Origin of the sequence: Blautia sp. CAG:257 (assembly GCF_000433815.1) — a bacterium.
Taxonomy (GTDB): Bacteria; Bacillota; Clostridia; order Lachnospirales; family Lachnospiraceae; genus Blautia_A; species Blautia_A caecimuris.
Genome location: NZ_HF999024.1, coordinates 1 through 16,465 on the forward strand (window position 1 = coordinate 1; position 16,465 = coordinate 16,465).

Here is a 16,465-nt window from a genome sequence, read left to right on the forward strand (position 1 = left end):
GATGGAATGACATTCCAGCAAATTGCTGATAAACTTGCCATTAGTACTGCAACGGTACGCCTTTGTATTTCGAAGTTTCAGAAAGGCGGTTTAGATGCTGCACTGTTTGATGTTCAGCGTCCTGGACGTCCATCGGAAATCACTGATGATGCAAAAGCATGGATGATTCATATTGCGTGTCAGAGACCGACAGAACTCGGTTATGCACAGGAATTGTGGACGTTGACCTCTCTCCACAAATACATTCAGAAACATGCAGAAGAAGCGGGATATCCAAGGCTTTCAACCGTTACCAAACCGTATATCCAGAAATTTCTTAAGGAACAGGATATGAAACCCTTTAAAATCAAATATTACTGTGAAAAACGGGATCCTGATTTTGAATCAAAAATGCATGAGGTTCTGTTGGTTTATAAGCAGATTGAAATGCAGTTTGATGAAAATGGTGATCTCATTGTTCCAGACGATTATAAACTGACGATTACGGTATCGTATGATGAGAAGCCGGGCATTCAGGCAATCTCCAATACGGCACCGGATTTACGCCCGACATCAGAACATGGGGAAGTATATCGTGATGCAGAATACAAACGTCTGGGAACGCTCTCTTTACTGGCTGGCATTGATTTACTCACTGGAGAAGCAATTCCGTTAGTAAGTGAGACCCATAAGAGTTCTGATTTTATTGAGTTTTTAAAGATACTGGACAAAAAATATCCATCACAGGATACCATTCGGATCATCCTGGATAATCATTCTGCACATACTTCCAAAGAAACACGGCGCTTTCTGGATACTATGCCAAAGGGATGTTTTAAATTCGTGTTTACACCAAAGCATGGCTCATGGTTAAACGTGATTAAAAGCTTCTTCAGCAAAATGACCAGACAGATGCTTCGAGGAATTCGTGTCAATACCAAACAGGAGTTGGAAGAACGAATTTACAAGTACTTTGACGAAGTGAACCGTGAACCCGTGGTTTATCACTGGAAGTATAAAATGGATGAAATCAGTGAAGAGGAAGCAGTATCAATTTAATATAGCAATTATTTAATATTCGTTATAGTAGTCACTGTCGTTCTCTGCATAAACAGCTCCATCTGTTCTCTGAATGATCACTGCTTTGCCTTCTTCACCTGTGATTATCCTTTCAGAGATCTAGACTTCGCCTTCTGTCTCAGCATCGTCCGCCTCATTGTCATCTGTTTCAGCGTTGTCCGTCTCAGTATCGGCTGTTTCAGTGTCGGCTGTTTCAGTGTCGGCTGTCTCAGTGCCATCAGTATATGCGGTCTCTTCCTGATATTCTTCCGGCCGCTGTGACTGGTCATCTCCCGGCTGCCCCATATCTCCTTCCATGATGCTGACTGATTCTGCATTTCCATCCTCATCCAAAATAATAACTGCCATGTCGCCTTCTTTTAGATCTGACCAGACGATTTCTTCTCCTGCTTCCTGAGCCGGAGCTTCTCCCTCCGGTTTTTCCGGCTGTTCTGAAGTCTCACCGTTTTCCGGCGTTTCTTCCGGCTGTTCCGAAGCCCCGCCATTTTCCGGCGCTTCCCCTTCAGGCATCTCCGGCGCTTCTCCGCCAGGCTGTCCCATAGTCTGTTTTCGGATCACCGTATTTTCTGTAAGAGCAATAGTCTGTTCTTCTCCTGTCTCTTCTGTGCCGGAATTTTCTTTTCCATCTTCTGTTCCATTTACCGGAGCAGATTCTACAGAAATTGTAATGGAGTCCTCAGATACCGAAACAATCTTACCGAAAATCTGATTTTCTTTATTTTGTTCTTCCGTTTTCCCGTCCGTTTTCTCATCATCGCCTTCTGCTGCTGTATTTTCTGCTGCTGTGTCTTCGATTCCGCTTCCCTGCTGTTTTGCCGCCTGCGTCTCTGTATTACTTCCGCAGCCGGTAACTGCTGCCATACACAAAAACATTCCTGTCAATATTGCTGCCTGTCTGTTTTTCATAATAAAACTCCCTTCATTTTAGAGATTCTTCTCACCGAAAATCATCTCTGTTTCCTGTAACAATTTCCAAGTATAGGGGACTTACCTTAATTAAACTTAAAAAAACCTGTGAAAATTTTGTGTAATCTCAAAATCCTCACAGGGTTCTATGTTATTTTATTATGAAGTTTTTTCATTAATGTCTCTGTTCTTTATTTCCAAACAGCTCGCAAATCTGCATATAAAGGGCGGCTCCTGGTTTCCCGCATACAGATAAGAACTGTCTCCCAGGCGGATTCCCAGAAAATATGCAATCCCCTGCTCCCTTCTTCAGTAACAACCTCTGTAACTGAGGCGGGAACAAGCGCAGGGCTGTGCGCTGTTTTTGCCAGAAGCTATGCCTCTTTTCTTCCTTTTTCTGTCAGTGTATCATTTCCATAATCCGGATCTCCATGTCGGATAAAACGTATTTTCATAAGATCATTCTCCTTGTATTCCAGTTTTCTTTATCAAAACATTCCGGACACTCTGTCAAATATATTCGCCGTTTTTTCCAGACGCATCAAAACAGATCTGCTCATGCATTGGCAGAAATATTCAATGCTTTCAAAAATCCTAAACATTATGGCCTGCACCTGTTTTCTCTTATAACTTCTCATAAACTGTTGGGCTTTGGTATTCGTGCCAGAGCCTCTGGAACTGTGCAGGAATCACAGATGGTTCTGCAGATATTTCTCCATGCTCAGGAATAAATTATACTCATCCCTGTAATATTTCTGAATGTCAGACCAGATTTGAATCCAGCTTTTTCAGATCACTGTATGTAGTCCCTGTCCCCAGCTGGATCCCGTTTCTTTTTGCCAGCTCATGAACCGTTACCATTTCATATCCCTGCTTTTTTAACTGGGGGATCAGGATCTCTGCCGCATCCACAGTGGTGCTGAAAATATCATGCATAAGAATAATGGATCCGTCCTCCACCTGAGAAAGCGTGGTATCTACAATCTTCTGAGGATCCTGGCTCTCCCAGTCCAGTGTGTCAATGGACCACAGGATCATAGGAGTTCCCACCGTTTCTTTTACAGATGAATTCACAGAGCCATAGGGCGGGCGCACCACAGTAGCCCCATGACCGGTAAGCTCTGTTAAAAGCTCATCTACTCCTGCGATCTCAGCCGACATATCTTCCGGCGCCAGTGTGGAAAGATCTGTATGAGAATAGGTATGATTTCCCAGTTCGCATCCCAGTGTTTCCATTCTCTTTACCTGGTCGGAAAAATATTCAATTTCCTTTCCAACCATAAAAAAAGTGGCTTTGGCATTATTAGCCTCCAGACAGTCCAGAAGCCGGTCAGTAAACGAACTGGGCCCGTCGTCAAAGGTCAGGGCTATATATTTTTTCTTTTGCGATTTCTTCTTCTGCGAATCAGAAGCCTCTTTGCGGGAGGCTTCTTTTTCCGGCGCTTTTGTCTGCTCCGGCGTTTTTTTATTATCTGCTTTCTTTTCAGCGGCTTTGTAGCCCTTCAGGGAACCGTCAGACAGAAGCTCATAGCTTTTTCCTTCTGTGGTAATAAATCCGGTCTGCATAATACCGTCCAGATCCATAAAATACCGTTTACCGCCGTCATCCACCCATCCGGTTTTCATAATCCCACTGCTGTCAAAAAAATAACGCTTTCCATCTGTATCTGTAAGCCAGCCTGTATACGCCTGTCCGTCTACCATAAACATCCAGTTGCTTCCGCTGGAAGTCCACACCCCTTTTTCTGCTTCCGGCGAAACTTCAAACGGCACTGGTGTAGCTGTTGGAGTGGCTGCAGGTGAAACCTTTTCCTCAGATTCAGAAACATCTGTTTTACTGCTGCCGTTATCTGCTTCCGGCTTTTCGGTATCTTCGGAAGCAAACAGCCGAACAGTTCCTCCTTCTACCTTCGAAGGATACGCTGTTGACTGACGAAACAGAAGGGCACAGCCTGTACAGATAAGAACCATAACCAGAAGCAGCAAAAGATTTGTCCGCCTGTTGCGATCCGGCATATGATTTCCTCCTTCTTTTTATGCTGTCAGTTCCTATCATACAATATGCGACAAAAAAATACAACCCTGGCCTCTATTTGATTGTTGCCAATAAATCAGAAAAATAATATAATGAAACAATGGATAAAAAAACAATTACAGAAAACATCAGAATCAATAAATACCTGAGCAGCGCAGGAATCTGCTCCAGACGGGAAGCAGACCAGTACACAGATGCCGGAAGGATCACGGTCAACGGAAAAGTGATAGCTACAGGAGAAAAAATCCCTGCCGATGCCCGGGTCTGTCTGGACGGAAAACCTGTTTCAGCAGAAAACAAACAGGTTCTTCTTCTTTTTTATAAACCAGAGGGAATTGTGTGCAGCACAAAAAAACAGCGCCAGGAAACAACGGTAACTGAGTATCTTCAGTATCCCATAAGGATCTACCCTGTAGGCAGGCTGGACAAAGATTCCCAGGGGCTTCTTCTCCTGACCAATCAGGGCGATCTTGTCAACCGCATTATGCGGGCAGGAAATTTTCACGAAAAAGAATATCTGGTTACTGTAGACCGGGAGGTTACTGCTCCGTTTATCCGACATATGTCAGAGGGCGTTCCCATCCTGGATACCGTTACCCGGAAATGCGTAGTTGAAAAAACAGGAAAATACAGTTTCCGCATTGTTCTCACCCAGGGTCTTAACAGGCAGATCCGGAGAATGTGCACTTATTTCGGCTATAAAGTCCGGACTCTGAAGCGGGTAAGGATCATGAATCTTACTCTGGACGGGCTGAAACCGGGCGAATTCAGAGAGATCCGGCCTGAAGAATGGCAGGAACTGACACAAATGCTAAAAAATTCATCAAACGAAACAATTACAGGAGGTCATTATGGAAACAGCCCTGCAGCAGATGAAAGAGCTGGTAAAAAAATTAAACAAGGCGGCAAAAGCCTATTATCAGGAAGACAGGGAGATCATGGACAACAGGGAGTACGACGCTCTGTACGACCGGCTGGTAAAAATGGAGCAGGAAACCGGAATTGTTCTGGCCGACAGCCCCACCGTAAACGTAGGATATGAAGCAGTAGATTTTCTTCCAAAAGAGACTCATGAAACACCCATGCTCTCTCTGGATAAAACAAAAGACAGAGAAGCGCTCCGGGAATTTATCGGAAGCCATAAAACCCTTCTGTCCTGGAAAATGGACGGACTGACTATTGTGCTCACCTATGAAAACGGTGCTCTTCAGAAAGCCGTCACCAGAGGAAACGGAGTAGTTGGCGAAGTCATTACAAACAATGCAAAAGTATTCCGCAACATTCCTCTGAAAATTGCCTTTCAGGGCCGTATGGTGCTTCGGGGAGAAGCAATTATCACTTACTCTGATTTTGAACGTATCAATGACTCTATCGAAGATGTTGACGCAAAATATAAAAATCCCAGAAATCTCTGCAGCGGTTCTGTCCGGCAGCTGAATAATCAGATCACTGCCCGGCGCAACGTACGCTTTTATGCATTTTCACTTGTATCTGCTCAGGATGTGGATATGCACAATTCCAGAGAATACCAGATGGAATGGCTGAAAAGTCAGGGCTTTGAAACCGTAGAATATCGGGTTGTCACAGGCGAAACGCTGGATGAGGCAATGGATTATTTTTCATCCGCAGTTGCACAAAACGATTTCCCTTCCGACGGTCTGGTAGCCCTTTATGATAATATCTCCTACGGAGATTCTCTGGGTTCAACGTCAAAGTTCCCGAGAAACGCTTTTGCTTTTAAATGGGCAGACGAGATCCGGGAAACAACCTTAAGGGAAATTGAATGGAGTCCTTCCAGAACCGGTCTTATCAATCCTATTGCAGTATTTGACCCTGTAGAACTGGAAGGAACTACGGTAAGCCGCGCCAGTGTGCACAACGTAAGTATTCTCCGGGAACTGGAGCTTGGCATCGGAGATACGATTCAGGTATATAAGGCCAACATGATCATCCCTCAGATTGCAGAAAATCTTACCAGAAGCAGCCATCTGGAAATTCCGGACATCTGTCCGGTGTGCGGCAAAAAAGCGCAGATCATGAAAGAAAACGATGTAGAGGCGCTGTACTGTATGAATCCCGACTGTACCGCAAAAAAGATCAAAGCATTTACTCTTTTTGTAAGCAGAGACGCCATGAATATTGACGGTCTTTCCGAGGCGACCCTGGAAAAGTTTATTGCCAGAGGATTTATCCATGATTTCGGAGATATTTTTGAAATAGAAAAATACAGAGATGAAATTGTAGCCATGGATGGTTTCGGAGAAAAGTCCTTTAACAATCTTACAGAAAGTCTGGAAAAAGCAAAAACCACCACTCTGGCAAAAGTCATTTACAGTCTTGGAATCGCCAATATCGGCCTTGCCAATGCAAAAGTGATCTGCCGCCATTTTGATTATGACCTGGAAGCCATCCGCCATGCAGATTCGGATGAAGTCAGCGCCATTGACGGCATCGGCCCTGTGATTGCAGGAAATCTTGTTTCCTATTTCCAGATTGAAGAGAACAACAAAAAGCTGGATCATCTGATCAGCCACCTTACTATTGAAAAAGAAGAGGCGCCCAAAGATCAGACCTTTGAAGGAATGACCTTCGTGATCACAGGCAGCCTGGAGCATTTTTCCAACAGAAACGAGGCAAAAGCTCTCATTGAATCTCTTGGAGGAAAAGTAACCGGTTCTGTTACAAAAAAGACAAACTATCTGATCAACAATGACAAAACATCCGGCTCATCAAAAAACAAAAAAGCAAAGGAGCTTGGAATCCCCATTCTGTCCGAAGAGGATTTCCTGAGTCTTACAAAGGAAGATTTTCAGGCAGAATAAGTAAAAGGCAAGGAGGATCATAAAATGCCGATTAAAATACAGGGAGAACTTCCCGTAAAAGAAATTCTGGAAAAAGAAAATATTTTTGTTATGGATGAAACACGGGCAGTCCATCAGGATATCCGCCCCATTCAGATTCTGATTCTGAATCTGATGCCCTTAAAAGAAGAAACAGAGCTCCAGCTTCTCCGCTCTCTTTCCAACACTCCTCTTCAGGTAGACGTCACATTTATGGCTGTGGAAAGCCATGTGGCAAAAAACACCTCTCTCAGTCATCTGAATAAGTTCTATCAGACCTTTTCCGAGCTGAAAGACCTGCGCTTTGACGGTATGATCATCACCGGCGCGCCTGTGGAACAGATGGCTTTTGAGGAAGTGGATTACTGGAACGAGCTTACAGAGATCATGGACTGGACAGAAACCCACGTCACTTCCACCATTTTTCTCTGCTGGGCTGCTCAGGCAGGTCTTTATCATTTTTACGGCCTTCAGAAGAAAAAACTTGACCAGAAAATGTTTGGTCTTTTCTGGCACAGGGTTCTGAACCGCAAAATTCCTCTTGTGAGGGGCTTTGACGATATGTTTCTGGCTCCACATTCCAGGCATACCGAAGTTCCCATTGAGGATATTCGCGCATGTAAAGAAATTACAATTCTGGCTGAATCCGAGGAGGCCGGACTGTTTCTTGCAATGGCAGAAGGCGGACGCCGAATCTTTGTTATGGGTCATCCGGAATACGACCGCATTACCCTGGACGGAGAATATAAGCGGGATACCGATAAGGGGCTTCCCATTGAACTTCCCCGGAATTATTACAAAGATAACGATCCCACCAACAAACCTCTCCTTATGTGGCGTGCTCATGCAAACAACCTGTACACAAACTGGCTGAATTATTACGTGTATCAAAGCACCCCCTACGACCTTATGGGGACGCCGGATTTTAAAAGTATATAAAGGTTTTTCGGCGGTCTGACCATTTTGTGAAATCACACTTTTAGTTTACATAAGAACGGTATAAATGGCGTATCAATGGCGTATTTCTGAAAAAATGGTGTATAAATGGTGTACAGAGTGAAAAAAATGGTGTACAGAAACAACATAAACAGGCATTGAAATATCACCAAAATCAACATTTATTTAAGAACGCAAAAAGTTGATATATTTCCAAAATAAGAGAAAGTTCCCTGAAGTTATCGTAGGCTTCAGGGAATCTTTTTATTCCTCAACTATCTAGTTTACCAGGTGCAATCCTATATTATCCGATATTATTCATCAACACGTACTCTCTTATCTCATCCCCTGTATATGGATTTATCTATACATAGATATATTTTCCTCTTATTTGGGGCATCATATAAAATATCAGTTTCATTGGGATTTGATTGTGCAACATGCACAAATTATTATCGTTTTATGCATGATTATCATTATATTTTTGTGTATATTTACTAATGCTAAATTTTGTATTATTATTTAGAGAAAAGACACTACTCCGATGAAAGAGTAGTGTCCTGATAAATAAGTTCGGTTATCATCCGAATCTTTTCATATTTTTACGAATTTCATTTTGTGTATATGTATTGGCTTTCTTTAGAATTGTCTGAAGATCAGGTAACGTTGATTTTGTTAAATCTCCCTGAACCTCCACACTTATCATTGGAGCATTATTAGTGTTATAAATATTTCCCCCACCTGTTACCTTTATTTCTGGCATTTTCAGTTCAGACAGTGGGAATCTCTGATTTTCCATAGACATGTTTATCAACATTTCGGTTATATCATTAGGAATCATACCATCGTATACGCTCATTGGGGTACTTATACCATTTTCAGTAATCATAATCTGACCACCTACATGATTAAGACGTACAATATTACTATCATCAATAGGGGGTACAGAACTTTTCTGATTACTTTCCCCCTTGGACACATCAAGATCACCTTGAGTAATACCCATATCTCCTGCATTGATTCCAAACTGTTCCAGAATCTTTGCAATCGAATTAAGAGCATCCGCAGTATTACCTCCCACGTTTGCTACAGCGTCCGCAATAGCCTGTGACATTTTATCAAGGTTTGCACTCAGTTCATGTGACCATTTCTCGAAGTCCTCTGATAACTGGTCTTTGAGATCGTCCAGTCCATCTACCTGTAATTCGTATACATGATCTCTGACTGTATCGTCAAAATCTTCCTGTTTCTCTGCAAGCTCTGCTTCGAGTCTTGCCTTTTCAGCTCTGGACTGTGCGTCAGTTACCCCGTCTAATGCAGCTATCTGCTGTTTTAACAGATTGATTTCTTTGGATTTATTTTTAATTGTCTTATCATAATCATAGTAATCTTTCTTTTTCTTCAGTGCATCTTTTCTGGCATCAATAACCTTAAACAATGCATCCTGTTCCGCCTGTGCCTGATCTTTGATGATACCAATAATTGCCTGCTGATAAGCCTGTGCATCTTTCAACGCACCTTGCAGACTGGCATCATTCTCAGCCATGAGTTTATCATAGGTTTCTTCCCCGAACTTATCTGCCTTAAAATCATCCATGATCTGCTGACGCTTCTTCACATAATCCTTTAAAGTAGTAAGAGAGGTATCAAGCTGTTTTGCATTCAGGACAATAGATAATGCACCAAACTCTGTAAGATGTCCGGTTTCATAGTCATACATCATTTCTTCGGTAATAAGACTGTTGATTGCTTCGATTTTGTCCTTAAACTTCTCAGCTTTCTCAATGGCTCGGTCAAACATTTCTTCGTACTGTACAAGAATCTGTTCCTGTTTGAGCTGTTCCATTTGATTCTCGTAGTCCTGAACGGCTGTCTGAGCATCCACAATCTCAGATTTCATTTCAAGCCATTCATCCGAATACTCCTTAATGGTTCCTGCTTTTACTGCTTTATTAAGCTGTTCCTGTAGCTTTTTGGCAGCTTCCTCCTGATGTCTCTGTGCTTTATTTATCTCATTGATCGGCTTGTCAAAGCTCTCAGAAGTAGTGTAGTCACCGTGGGTCTTGTCGTACTCACGCTGTTTGTCATAAAGCTTATTCCATGATTCCTGATATTCAATCCGCTGTTCATAGTATTTCTTGATATTATCAAATTTTGTTTTCTCAGCTTCTACCTGTGCCTGTGCATATTCTGCCTGAGACTGAGCCGCATTTGCAGCAGCTTCCGCTTCGGCTTCCTGTGCAGCAGTCAACTGTTGAGTGGCAGCAGTGTAACTATTCATAGCGTTCTGAAGGTCAATGTTATACTGATCAATGATCTTTTTCACGTTTGCATTTTTGATATTGTCCGTATTGATCTTTTTACCTGCTGCAAGCTGTTTTTCCTGCTCTGCGGTCAGATACTTTGCATACTTCTTACTATAGGATTTCCCTTTCTTCTTTACAGAATCCAGTTTCGATTTATAGTTATCTTTACGCTTGGTAGCAGTCTGGGTATTCTGGTTTGCCTTACGGTAAGCGGTATTCTTTGCATCATTCTGCTGTTTCAGAAGAGCAAGCTCCTGATCGACCAGATAATTCTGATAGGAAAGAGGATCACCCTTATCATATGCTTTCTTTGCAGCTTCCCAGTTTTTCTTGTATTCCAGATAGATTGTGTCATTGGTATGCTTTGCATCCTTGGCAGCAGTATAATCCTCACGGACACCCTTTCCATAAGAAACGGCATTTTGATAAGCTTTCTTAGAAGAATTACTCTTTTTTAAAGCAGCATTATATTTTTCAACAAGTGTTTTCTTTTTACCTTTCAGTCCTTTTGTGCTGAGACTTAAACCGGAGTTTACACGTTTTTTCTCTGCTTCTGTTAAGGATGCACCTTTTTTCAATGCACTTGTAGCACTATTTAAAGATTTCTTGTCTGCATCTGCGACTTTCTTGGTTTTATCTTCCTTATTTTGGATACTGTGGAGTCTGTCTTTCTGTTTATTAAATTCCGCATCCGTTTTCTTTTTGTTATTATTTGCATAGCGCATGGTATTATCAAGCTGTTTCATCAGAAGAGACTGTGCGGAACCTCCCATACCTGCGGTTTCCAAACGTGCCTGAATCGCAGCAAGTCCATTATAGCTCTGTGTCAGCTTGTCAATTTTCTTCTCTGCTTCTTCGGTTGGAATAGCCGCCCACTGAGCATACAGCTCAACCTGTTCATTTCTCAGCTCACGCACTGCATCAATGCATTTGGTATATTCATCATAGTAATTCATATACTTCTGCACTTTGTCATAGTGAGCCTTACCGGATTCTGTAGAAGTATCGATATCATCAAGAGTATATCTTCCTTCTTCAATCAGCTTTCTGGTTTTTGAGCTTAGTCCTAGTGACTGGGCTTTGCTGTAATACGCTCTTGCAGCCCGGTAATTGACATGCATTTCACTGTTGGTAGCATAGATCTGTTTTTGTAACAGACTCTTTTTCTGTGAGGATGAAATATAATCATTGATGCTGTCAGCAATCGCTTTTGTTTTGTCGGCAAAGTATTTCAACCTGCGTTCAACCCAGTCAAATACCTGTGTGGATTTCTTAGCTGCTTTAGTATTGTCATTGGTAGCTTTTGTGTTACTGTTGACTGCGCCTGTATTGTTATTGTAGGAAGTGGTATTGGAATGTGTAGAATTGTTGGAAGATGGTTTGTTGCCGGAAGCAAGATTCGCCTGTCCAATAGAAATACCACCAGTAACCATTGCAGAACCGGAAGCTTTTGCCATTCCTCTGCCAGTAACAAAACCTCTTTCAAGAAGTGCTTCCGTCTGAAGATGATTGAATACAATACTGCCCTTTGGGATATGGACAAACTCTGCTCCGTTATCCCCTACAGTATGCCATGTACCGGAAGAAGGGTCTACTACAATCTCCCGTCCCAGTTCTCCGACCAGTGTCGTTCCAGATGTTTTCACTCCCCAGTTTCCTTTTGCATTGGCATGACCTACTAAATGCGGATAATGGGCTGTACCGCTTGCGTGAGCCGTACCGTTCACACTATTACCGCCACCAGAGGGAGGAGTGGTATTCGTCCAATGAACAACACCTTCAGCAGAAAAACTCGTTTTAACTGATGCTGTATTATTGCCCCAGATTACAGTACCATTGGAAGTATGGTTTTCTGCTGCCCATGCGTCTACAGTTGCAGTATCATTTTTCCATTTGACTGTACCGCCGGACTTCTTATCCTGCGCTGCATAAGCATCCACTTCAGAAGAATCTATTCCTGCTTTTACCATCACTTCAGGGGTAAGTCCCTGTATAGATGCCTGAATACTTGCTACTGAAGTACCGTCAATTCCCAGTTTTGCTTTTACTTCCGGGGATAATGCCTGTATTTCCCCTACCAGACCATTCAGTTTCCCTTCTGCTTCAGAAGTATCCGCACCAATAGCAGCCTGTAATTCCATAGTATCTTGTGTCTGCTGAAACTGCTGCAATAATGAGATTGCATTGCCGATCTCTCCGCTTACCTGAGAAGTATCTACCGACATAACCGCCGGAGCTTCCAACATTTGTTTCTGGGTGATGCAATACTGGATAATGGTATTGGCATCCTCTACCTGTGAAGCATCAAGCCCTACTGTCCCTTTATACTCCTGCATCTGGGAAATGGTATGTTCCAGGGTAGAAATCTTACCTTCTGTTGTCTCGATATCTGACACATCAATCTGAATATCCATACCAGTACCGCCGGAAGCTTCTTCAATCCTTGCTTTTGCTTCTCCTGCTGCCATACCCAGATCACCAAAGGTCTTGATTGCTTCATCCGCCCATGAAAACTGACCTCCAAACTCTTCCATTTCTCCGAAAAATGCCTGAATCATAGGCATGGACAGGTTCAAACCGTCTACAAAATCCTGCATGGTTGTCTGTCCTGCAATCTGGTATTGACCGCTTGCTTCATCAATGGTCATTAATCCCTGATCCACTGCACTCTGGCAGAACTCCGCAACATCAAGCCCCATCCGGTTCCCGTCTGCATCATGGGTAAAATAATGTTCGATGGAATCCATATAGGATTGTACGGCTTCTGCATTTTGTCCATCTACGGATTCCGGTATGATAAACTCCACTGCTGCCTGATAGGATTCCCGTCCAATACGTCCATAATACTCCGAATCTGTGTTCTGTGTAGTCTCATCAATATGCTGCATGGCTCCCAGTGCATCATCAAACATATCCCCGGATTCTGAAGTATTCTGTTTGTCAAGCCAGTTCTGGTATGCCCCTGTAGCTTCTCTCAGGGATGCAGATAACAGATCAAGCTGCGAACACTGGTTTACAATGGAATCATTCTCTGTAAGAAGCGCATCAATACTTGACTGTATGGTTTCTGCCTGTTCCCCTTTTGCATCCGACAGACCCCTTAATGAATCCTGTAACGCTTCAATCTCTGCAATATTCTGCATGTACTGGGACTGCTTCTCAAGCTTCAGGTTATCATTGGTCTGTATTGCTTCCTCTGCTTTTGCTTTCTGAAGTTCCCTGACTTTATCTGCATTTAACTGTAATACCCCGTTATGATATTCAAGGGCTGACGTATAATCCTTTAATTCCTCAGAATTAAAATCATCGACAGATATAGATTTTCCTGCACTCTGGGAAGTCAATAAAGAAGTTGCTGCCTGAATACCGGATAATGCACTGTTCGCAGCTTCTGCTTCCGCAGACAGTCCGGCTACTGCATCAGATGCAGCATCTACCTGTGAACCTGTACTACTGGATATCACTCCTAACTGCACAAGCATAGACACCAGATTATTTACTGAACTTGCGGAGGTATCTGAGATCACACCACAATCAATGGCAGCCTGAACCATAGACTGTACCGCTTCTTCCCCGTCCTGTATTCCATCTGTCTCAAATGCATACTTAAAATCTGTATCGGATAAAGAAAGCTCTTTTAAAGCTGTTGCTGTTTTGGAAACACCTTTTCCAAACTCAGAAGAATCCTGACCTTTTACCGCTTTATTAAATTTATCCGTAGCAATGGCTGTTTCATTTAACTGTGACCGTACTTCTTCGATCTGGTCGGCATAGGCGGACATTTTATCCTCTGCAAGCCCTGACATGGCAGAATCTATCTCGTCAAACTGCGCTTTTGCCTGTGTGATTGCAGTACTATCCCCTTCTGATACTGCTTTGTTGTAAGCTTCTATGGACTTTGCATAATCGGACAGCCATTTCGAAGCTGTCTGTTTCTTCCCGTCTGCTTTAAATAGACGGTCATCCGAAAGAAGCTCTGCTTTCTGTGCCTGTTGGTAGAGATCCTGATATTCATCCAGAACCCCTTTTACTTCTGTTAAGCCACCAGAAGCACGGTCTATCATAGAAGAGATAACATCTGATTCCCCGTATTGTTTCTGGATGCTGTCCATTTCTGACATAAAATCATTCAGGGCTTCTTTTGCAGTAGACGCATCTGCATCCACATCAATCCGGATTGCCCCGGTTCCTTCCATGCCCTCTGACAGCTTGATAACTTCCTTACCATACGCATCCTGTAGCTTTTCCACTGATTTTTTGATTGCTTTTGACTGTTCAGAACCATCCTCTGTAAACTGCCCTAAATACGTATGGCGGTCTTTCTCCATTTCTGTCCGGGCTTTGTCAATCCCCTTTTTATTCTCATTCTTAAAAGTTTCTGCTTCTTTCTGAGCAACTTTATCCAGTAAAGCAAGCTGCTCTGTTAAGGAACCATTTAAAAGGTCAATCCCTTCCACCTGATTTCCATAGGATTCTGATAAGGATTCCTGTATGGATAACAATTCACTTTTTGCCTGTGCCGCTTCCTGTTCGGATAAAGTACCAGATTCTAAAGCTGCACGAAGTTCTTCAATCTTAGTTACGTTATCCTGTAAAGAACTATGACTTTCTTCCCATGCGTTCCCGGATTCCCTTGCAGAAGATACCGCTTCCTCAATGGAATGATTGTATGCAGAAACAGCAGCAACGGCAGCAGTTACCCCGGCAGCAATCAAAATCAGGGGATTTGCAGCCAGTGTAGCCCATAATCCTTTTAATGCACCAGATAACGTCACCGTGGATGCGGTAGCTGCTCCCTGTGCAGATGCAAGTCCCATAGCTGCTACTGCTGACTGTGCTTCTGCCTGTGACATTCCCTGTCCCATAAGGATTGCAATTCTCTGAGCATCCGATAAAGCCTTTGAGGATAACACAAGTTTTGTTTGTGATTCTGATAATCCCTGTGTCAGATTTAACAGACCTTCAAAAGCATCATCTGTGATATTCGTAGCCTTTACAATATCCATTGCAGAGGAAAGATCACTGAATCCCTGTATCATGTCACCAATCCAGTTCAGGGCAAAAGCTCCGCCTGCTGCTCCCAGTCCTGCAAGGGATGCCTGAAGTAAATCCGTCTGGGCTACAAAATCGGTTACTGCTTTTGCCCCGTCAAGGAATCCTGCATACATATCGTCCGATACTACTGTAGTAGCCAGATTCTCCATACTTGCTTTTAGGGCATTTGTCTTAGCTTCCAAAGAAGTCATATAGTTTTCTTCAAACTTTTTCTGTGCTGTACCGTCTGAATTAAAAGCTGCATCTGTAAGGGACTGAACCTTGTCCCAGTTATCCATCATAGCCATAAAACTGTTAATCTGTCTGGTTCCTGCTACAGCGGTACTAATTGCTTTTTGTGTATTCTTGTCAAACGTACTCCATTTTTCAGCAATACTATCTATCGTAAGCTCGGAATCCTGAAACTGTCCGTTAATATCACGCATACTGATTCCGACTTTATCAAGAACCTTTTCCACATCATTTAAAGGTTCGCCTGTCTCATCATCTACAAACTTACCAACTTTAATGTTATTCATTCGTGACAGTATTGACTTAACAGATGTACCTATTGTTTCATCACTCTGCTGTGTCACATCTTTAATGGTCGCTATCATTGCAGCAGTTTTCTCTAATGATACTCCTGCATTATTTGCCATAGATGCAGTTCTGGAAAGAGCTTCACCAATTCCCCCGGCATCAGAAGCAGACTGAAGGTCAATGCTTGTCAATACATCATTGATATGTCCTGCCTGATCTGCGCTCATCTGAAAACCATTCAAGGTAGCAGTCAACACTTTTGAAGCCTGTTCAGAATCCATCTGTGCATCTTTGCTTAACACCATACTATCCTGAATAAGCTGATTTGTTTCAGCCATAGTACGTCCCTGTCTCAGCCAACTATCCGCAGAAGATGCTACCTCTGAGGTAACAGAGCCTAACTCCTGTCCCAGATCATTGTAACTTTTCATCAGGTCATTTACATAAGCTTTCCCCTCACCAGTAGCCATAGCAAGATCTGTTTTCAGATCATTAAACTCTTTGACAGTTTCAAGTCCCTGCTTTCCTGCATCTATGATTTTATAAATACCGTCCTGAAGCATATCTGCCATAGTAAAAGTAGAAAATGCTTCTCTCAGGCTTCCACCGAACCTCTGGAATACGGACTGTCCCCTTACTCCTGCTGCATTGATATTATTTAACATCTGCTGATATCCTGCAAAATCCCCCTGTGCCATAGGTACAGTGATACCATTTGTATTTATGTGAACTTCCTTGATAATTAACTCTCGTTTGCATCAAAACAAGTAGAGAAGGCACTAAAAAAGCCTTAAATTTGGCAAAAAAGC

At 42.8% G+C, this 16,465-nt stretch carries 6 protein-coding genes and 1 pseudogene; 4 read left to right on the plus strand and 3 right to left on the minus strand.

Going from position 1 to position 16,465, the window contains the following annotated elements:
- On the plus strand, positions 1-1,038 hold a 1,038-nt coding region (locus QVP40_RS04445), incomplete at its 5' end, for an IS630 family transposase (RefSeq protein ID WP_288200323.1).
- Between the two features lie 120 nt (positions 1,039-1,158).
- On the opposite strand, the gene QVP40_RS04450 is transcribed toward QVP40_RS04445, so the two are convergent.
- Both QVP40_RS04450 and QVP40_RS04455 read right to left on the minus strand, forming a co-directional pair.
- Entirely contained in the window at positions 1,159-1,965 is an 807-nt protein-coding gene (locus QVP40_RS04450) for a hypothetical protein (protein WP_022067290.1), read from the minus strand.
- A gap of 762 nt (positions 1,966-2,727) precedes the next feature.
- Positions 2,728-3,981 carry a polysaccharide deacetylase family protein gene (locus tag QVP40_RS04455; RefSeq protein WP_022067291.1) on the minus strand — a complete coding sequence of 418 codons (1,254 nt, stop codon included), beginning with the start codon at positions 3,979-3,981 and terminating at the stop codon, positions 2,728-2,730.
- 119 nt (positions 3,982-4,100) lie between these two features.
- On the opposite strand from QVP40_RS04455, the pseudogene QVP40_RS04460 reads away from it, so the two are divergent.
- The 3 genes and pseudogenes from QVP40_RS04460 to metA all read left to right on the plus strand — a co-directional run.
- Positions 4,101-4,766 (plus strand): annotated as a pseudogene (locus QVP40_RS04460) (pseudouridine synthase); the annotation flags it as partial.
- A gap of 85 nt (positions 4,767-4,851) precedes the next feature.
- Positions 4,852-6,822 (plus strand): NAD-dependent DNA ligase LigA, encoded by a 1,971-nt coding sequence (gene ligA / locus QVP40_RS04465; protein ID WP_022067292.1) that lies wholly within the window; start codon positions 4,852-4,854, stop codon positions 6,820-6,822.
- 24 nt (positions 6,823-6,846) lie between these two features.
- Positions 6,847-7,779 carry a homoserine O-acetyltransferase MetA gene (metA, locus tag QVP40_RS04470; protein WP_022067293.1) on the plus strand — a complete coding sequence of 311 codons (933 nt, stop codon included), beginning with the start codon at positions 6,847-6,849 and terminating at the stop codon, positions 7,777-7,779.
- Positions 7,780-8,356: 577 nt separating this feature from the next.
- Here the strand turns inward: metA and QVP40_RS04475 are convergent.
- Positions 8,357-16,321 carry a phage tail tape measure protein gene (locus QVP40_RS04475; protein ID WP_288200324.1) on the minus strand — a complete coding sequence of 2,655 codons (7,965 nt, stop codon included), beginning with the start codon at positions 16,319-16,321 and terminating at the stop codon, positions 8,357-8,359.
- Positions 16,322-16,465: the final 144 nt, after the last annotated feature.

Excerpts from the sequence above, each read along its gene's own strand:
- QVP40_RS04450 (WP_022067290.1), bottom strand. The coding sequence starts at position 1,965 with ATGAAAAACAGACAGGCAGCAATATTGACAGGAATGTTTTTGTGTATG.
- QVP40_RS04455 (WP_022067291.1), bottom strand. The coding sequence starts at position 3,981 with ATGCCGGATCGCAACAGGCGGACAAATCTTTTGCTGCTTCTGGTTATG.
- ligA (WP_022067292.1), top strand. The coding sequence starts at position 4,852 with ATGGAAACAGCCCTGCAGCAGATGAAAGAGCTGGTAAAAAAATTAAAC.
- metA (WP_022067293.1), top strand. The coding sequence starts at position 6,847 with ATGCCGATTAAAATACAGGGAGAACTTCCCGTAAAAGAAATTCTGGAA.
- QVP40_RS04475 (WP_288200324.1), bottom strand. The coding sequence starts at position 16,321 with ATGTTAAATAATATCAATGCAGCAGGAGTAAGGGGACAGTCCGTATTC.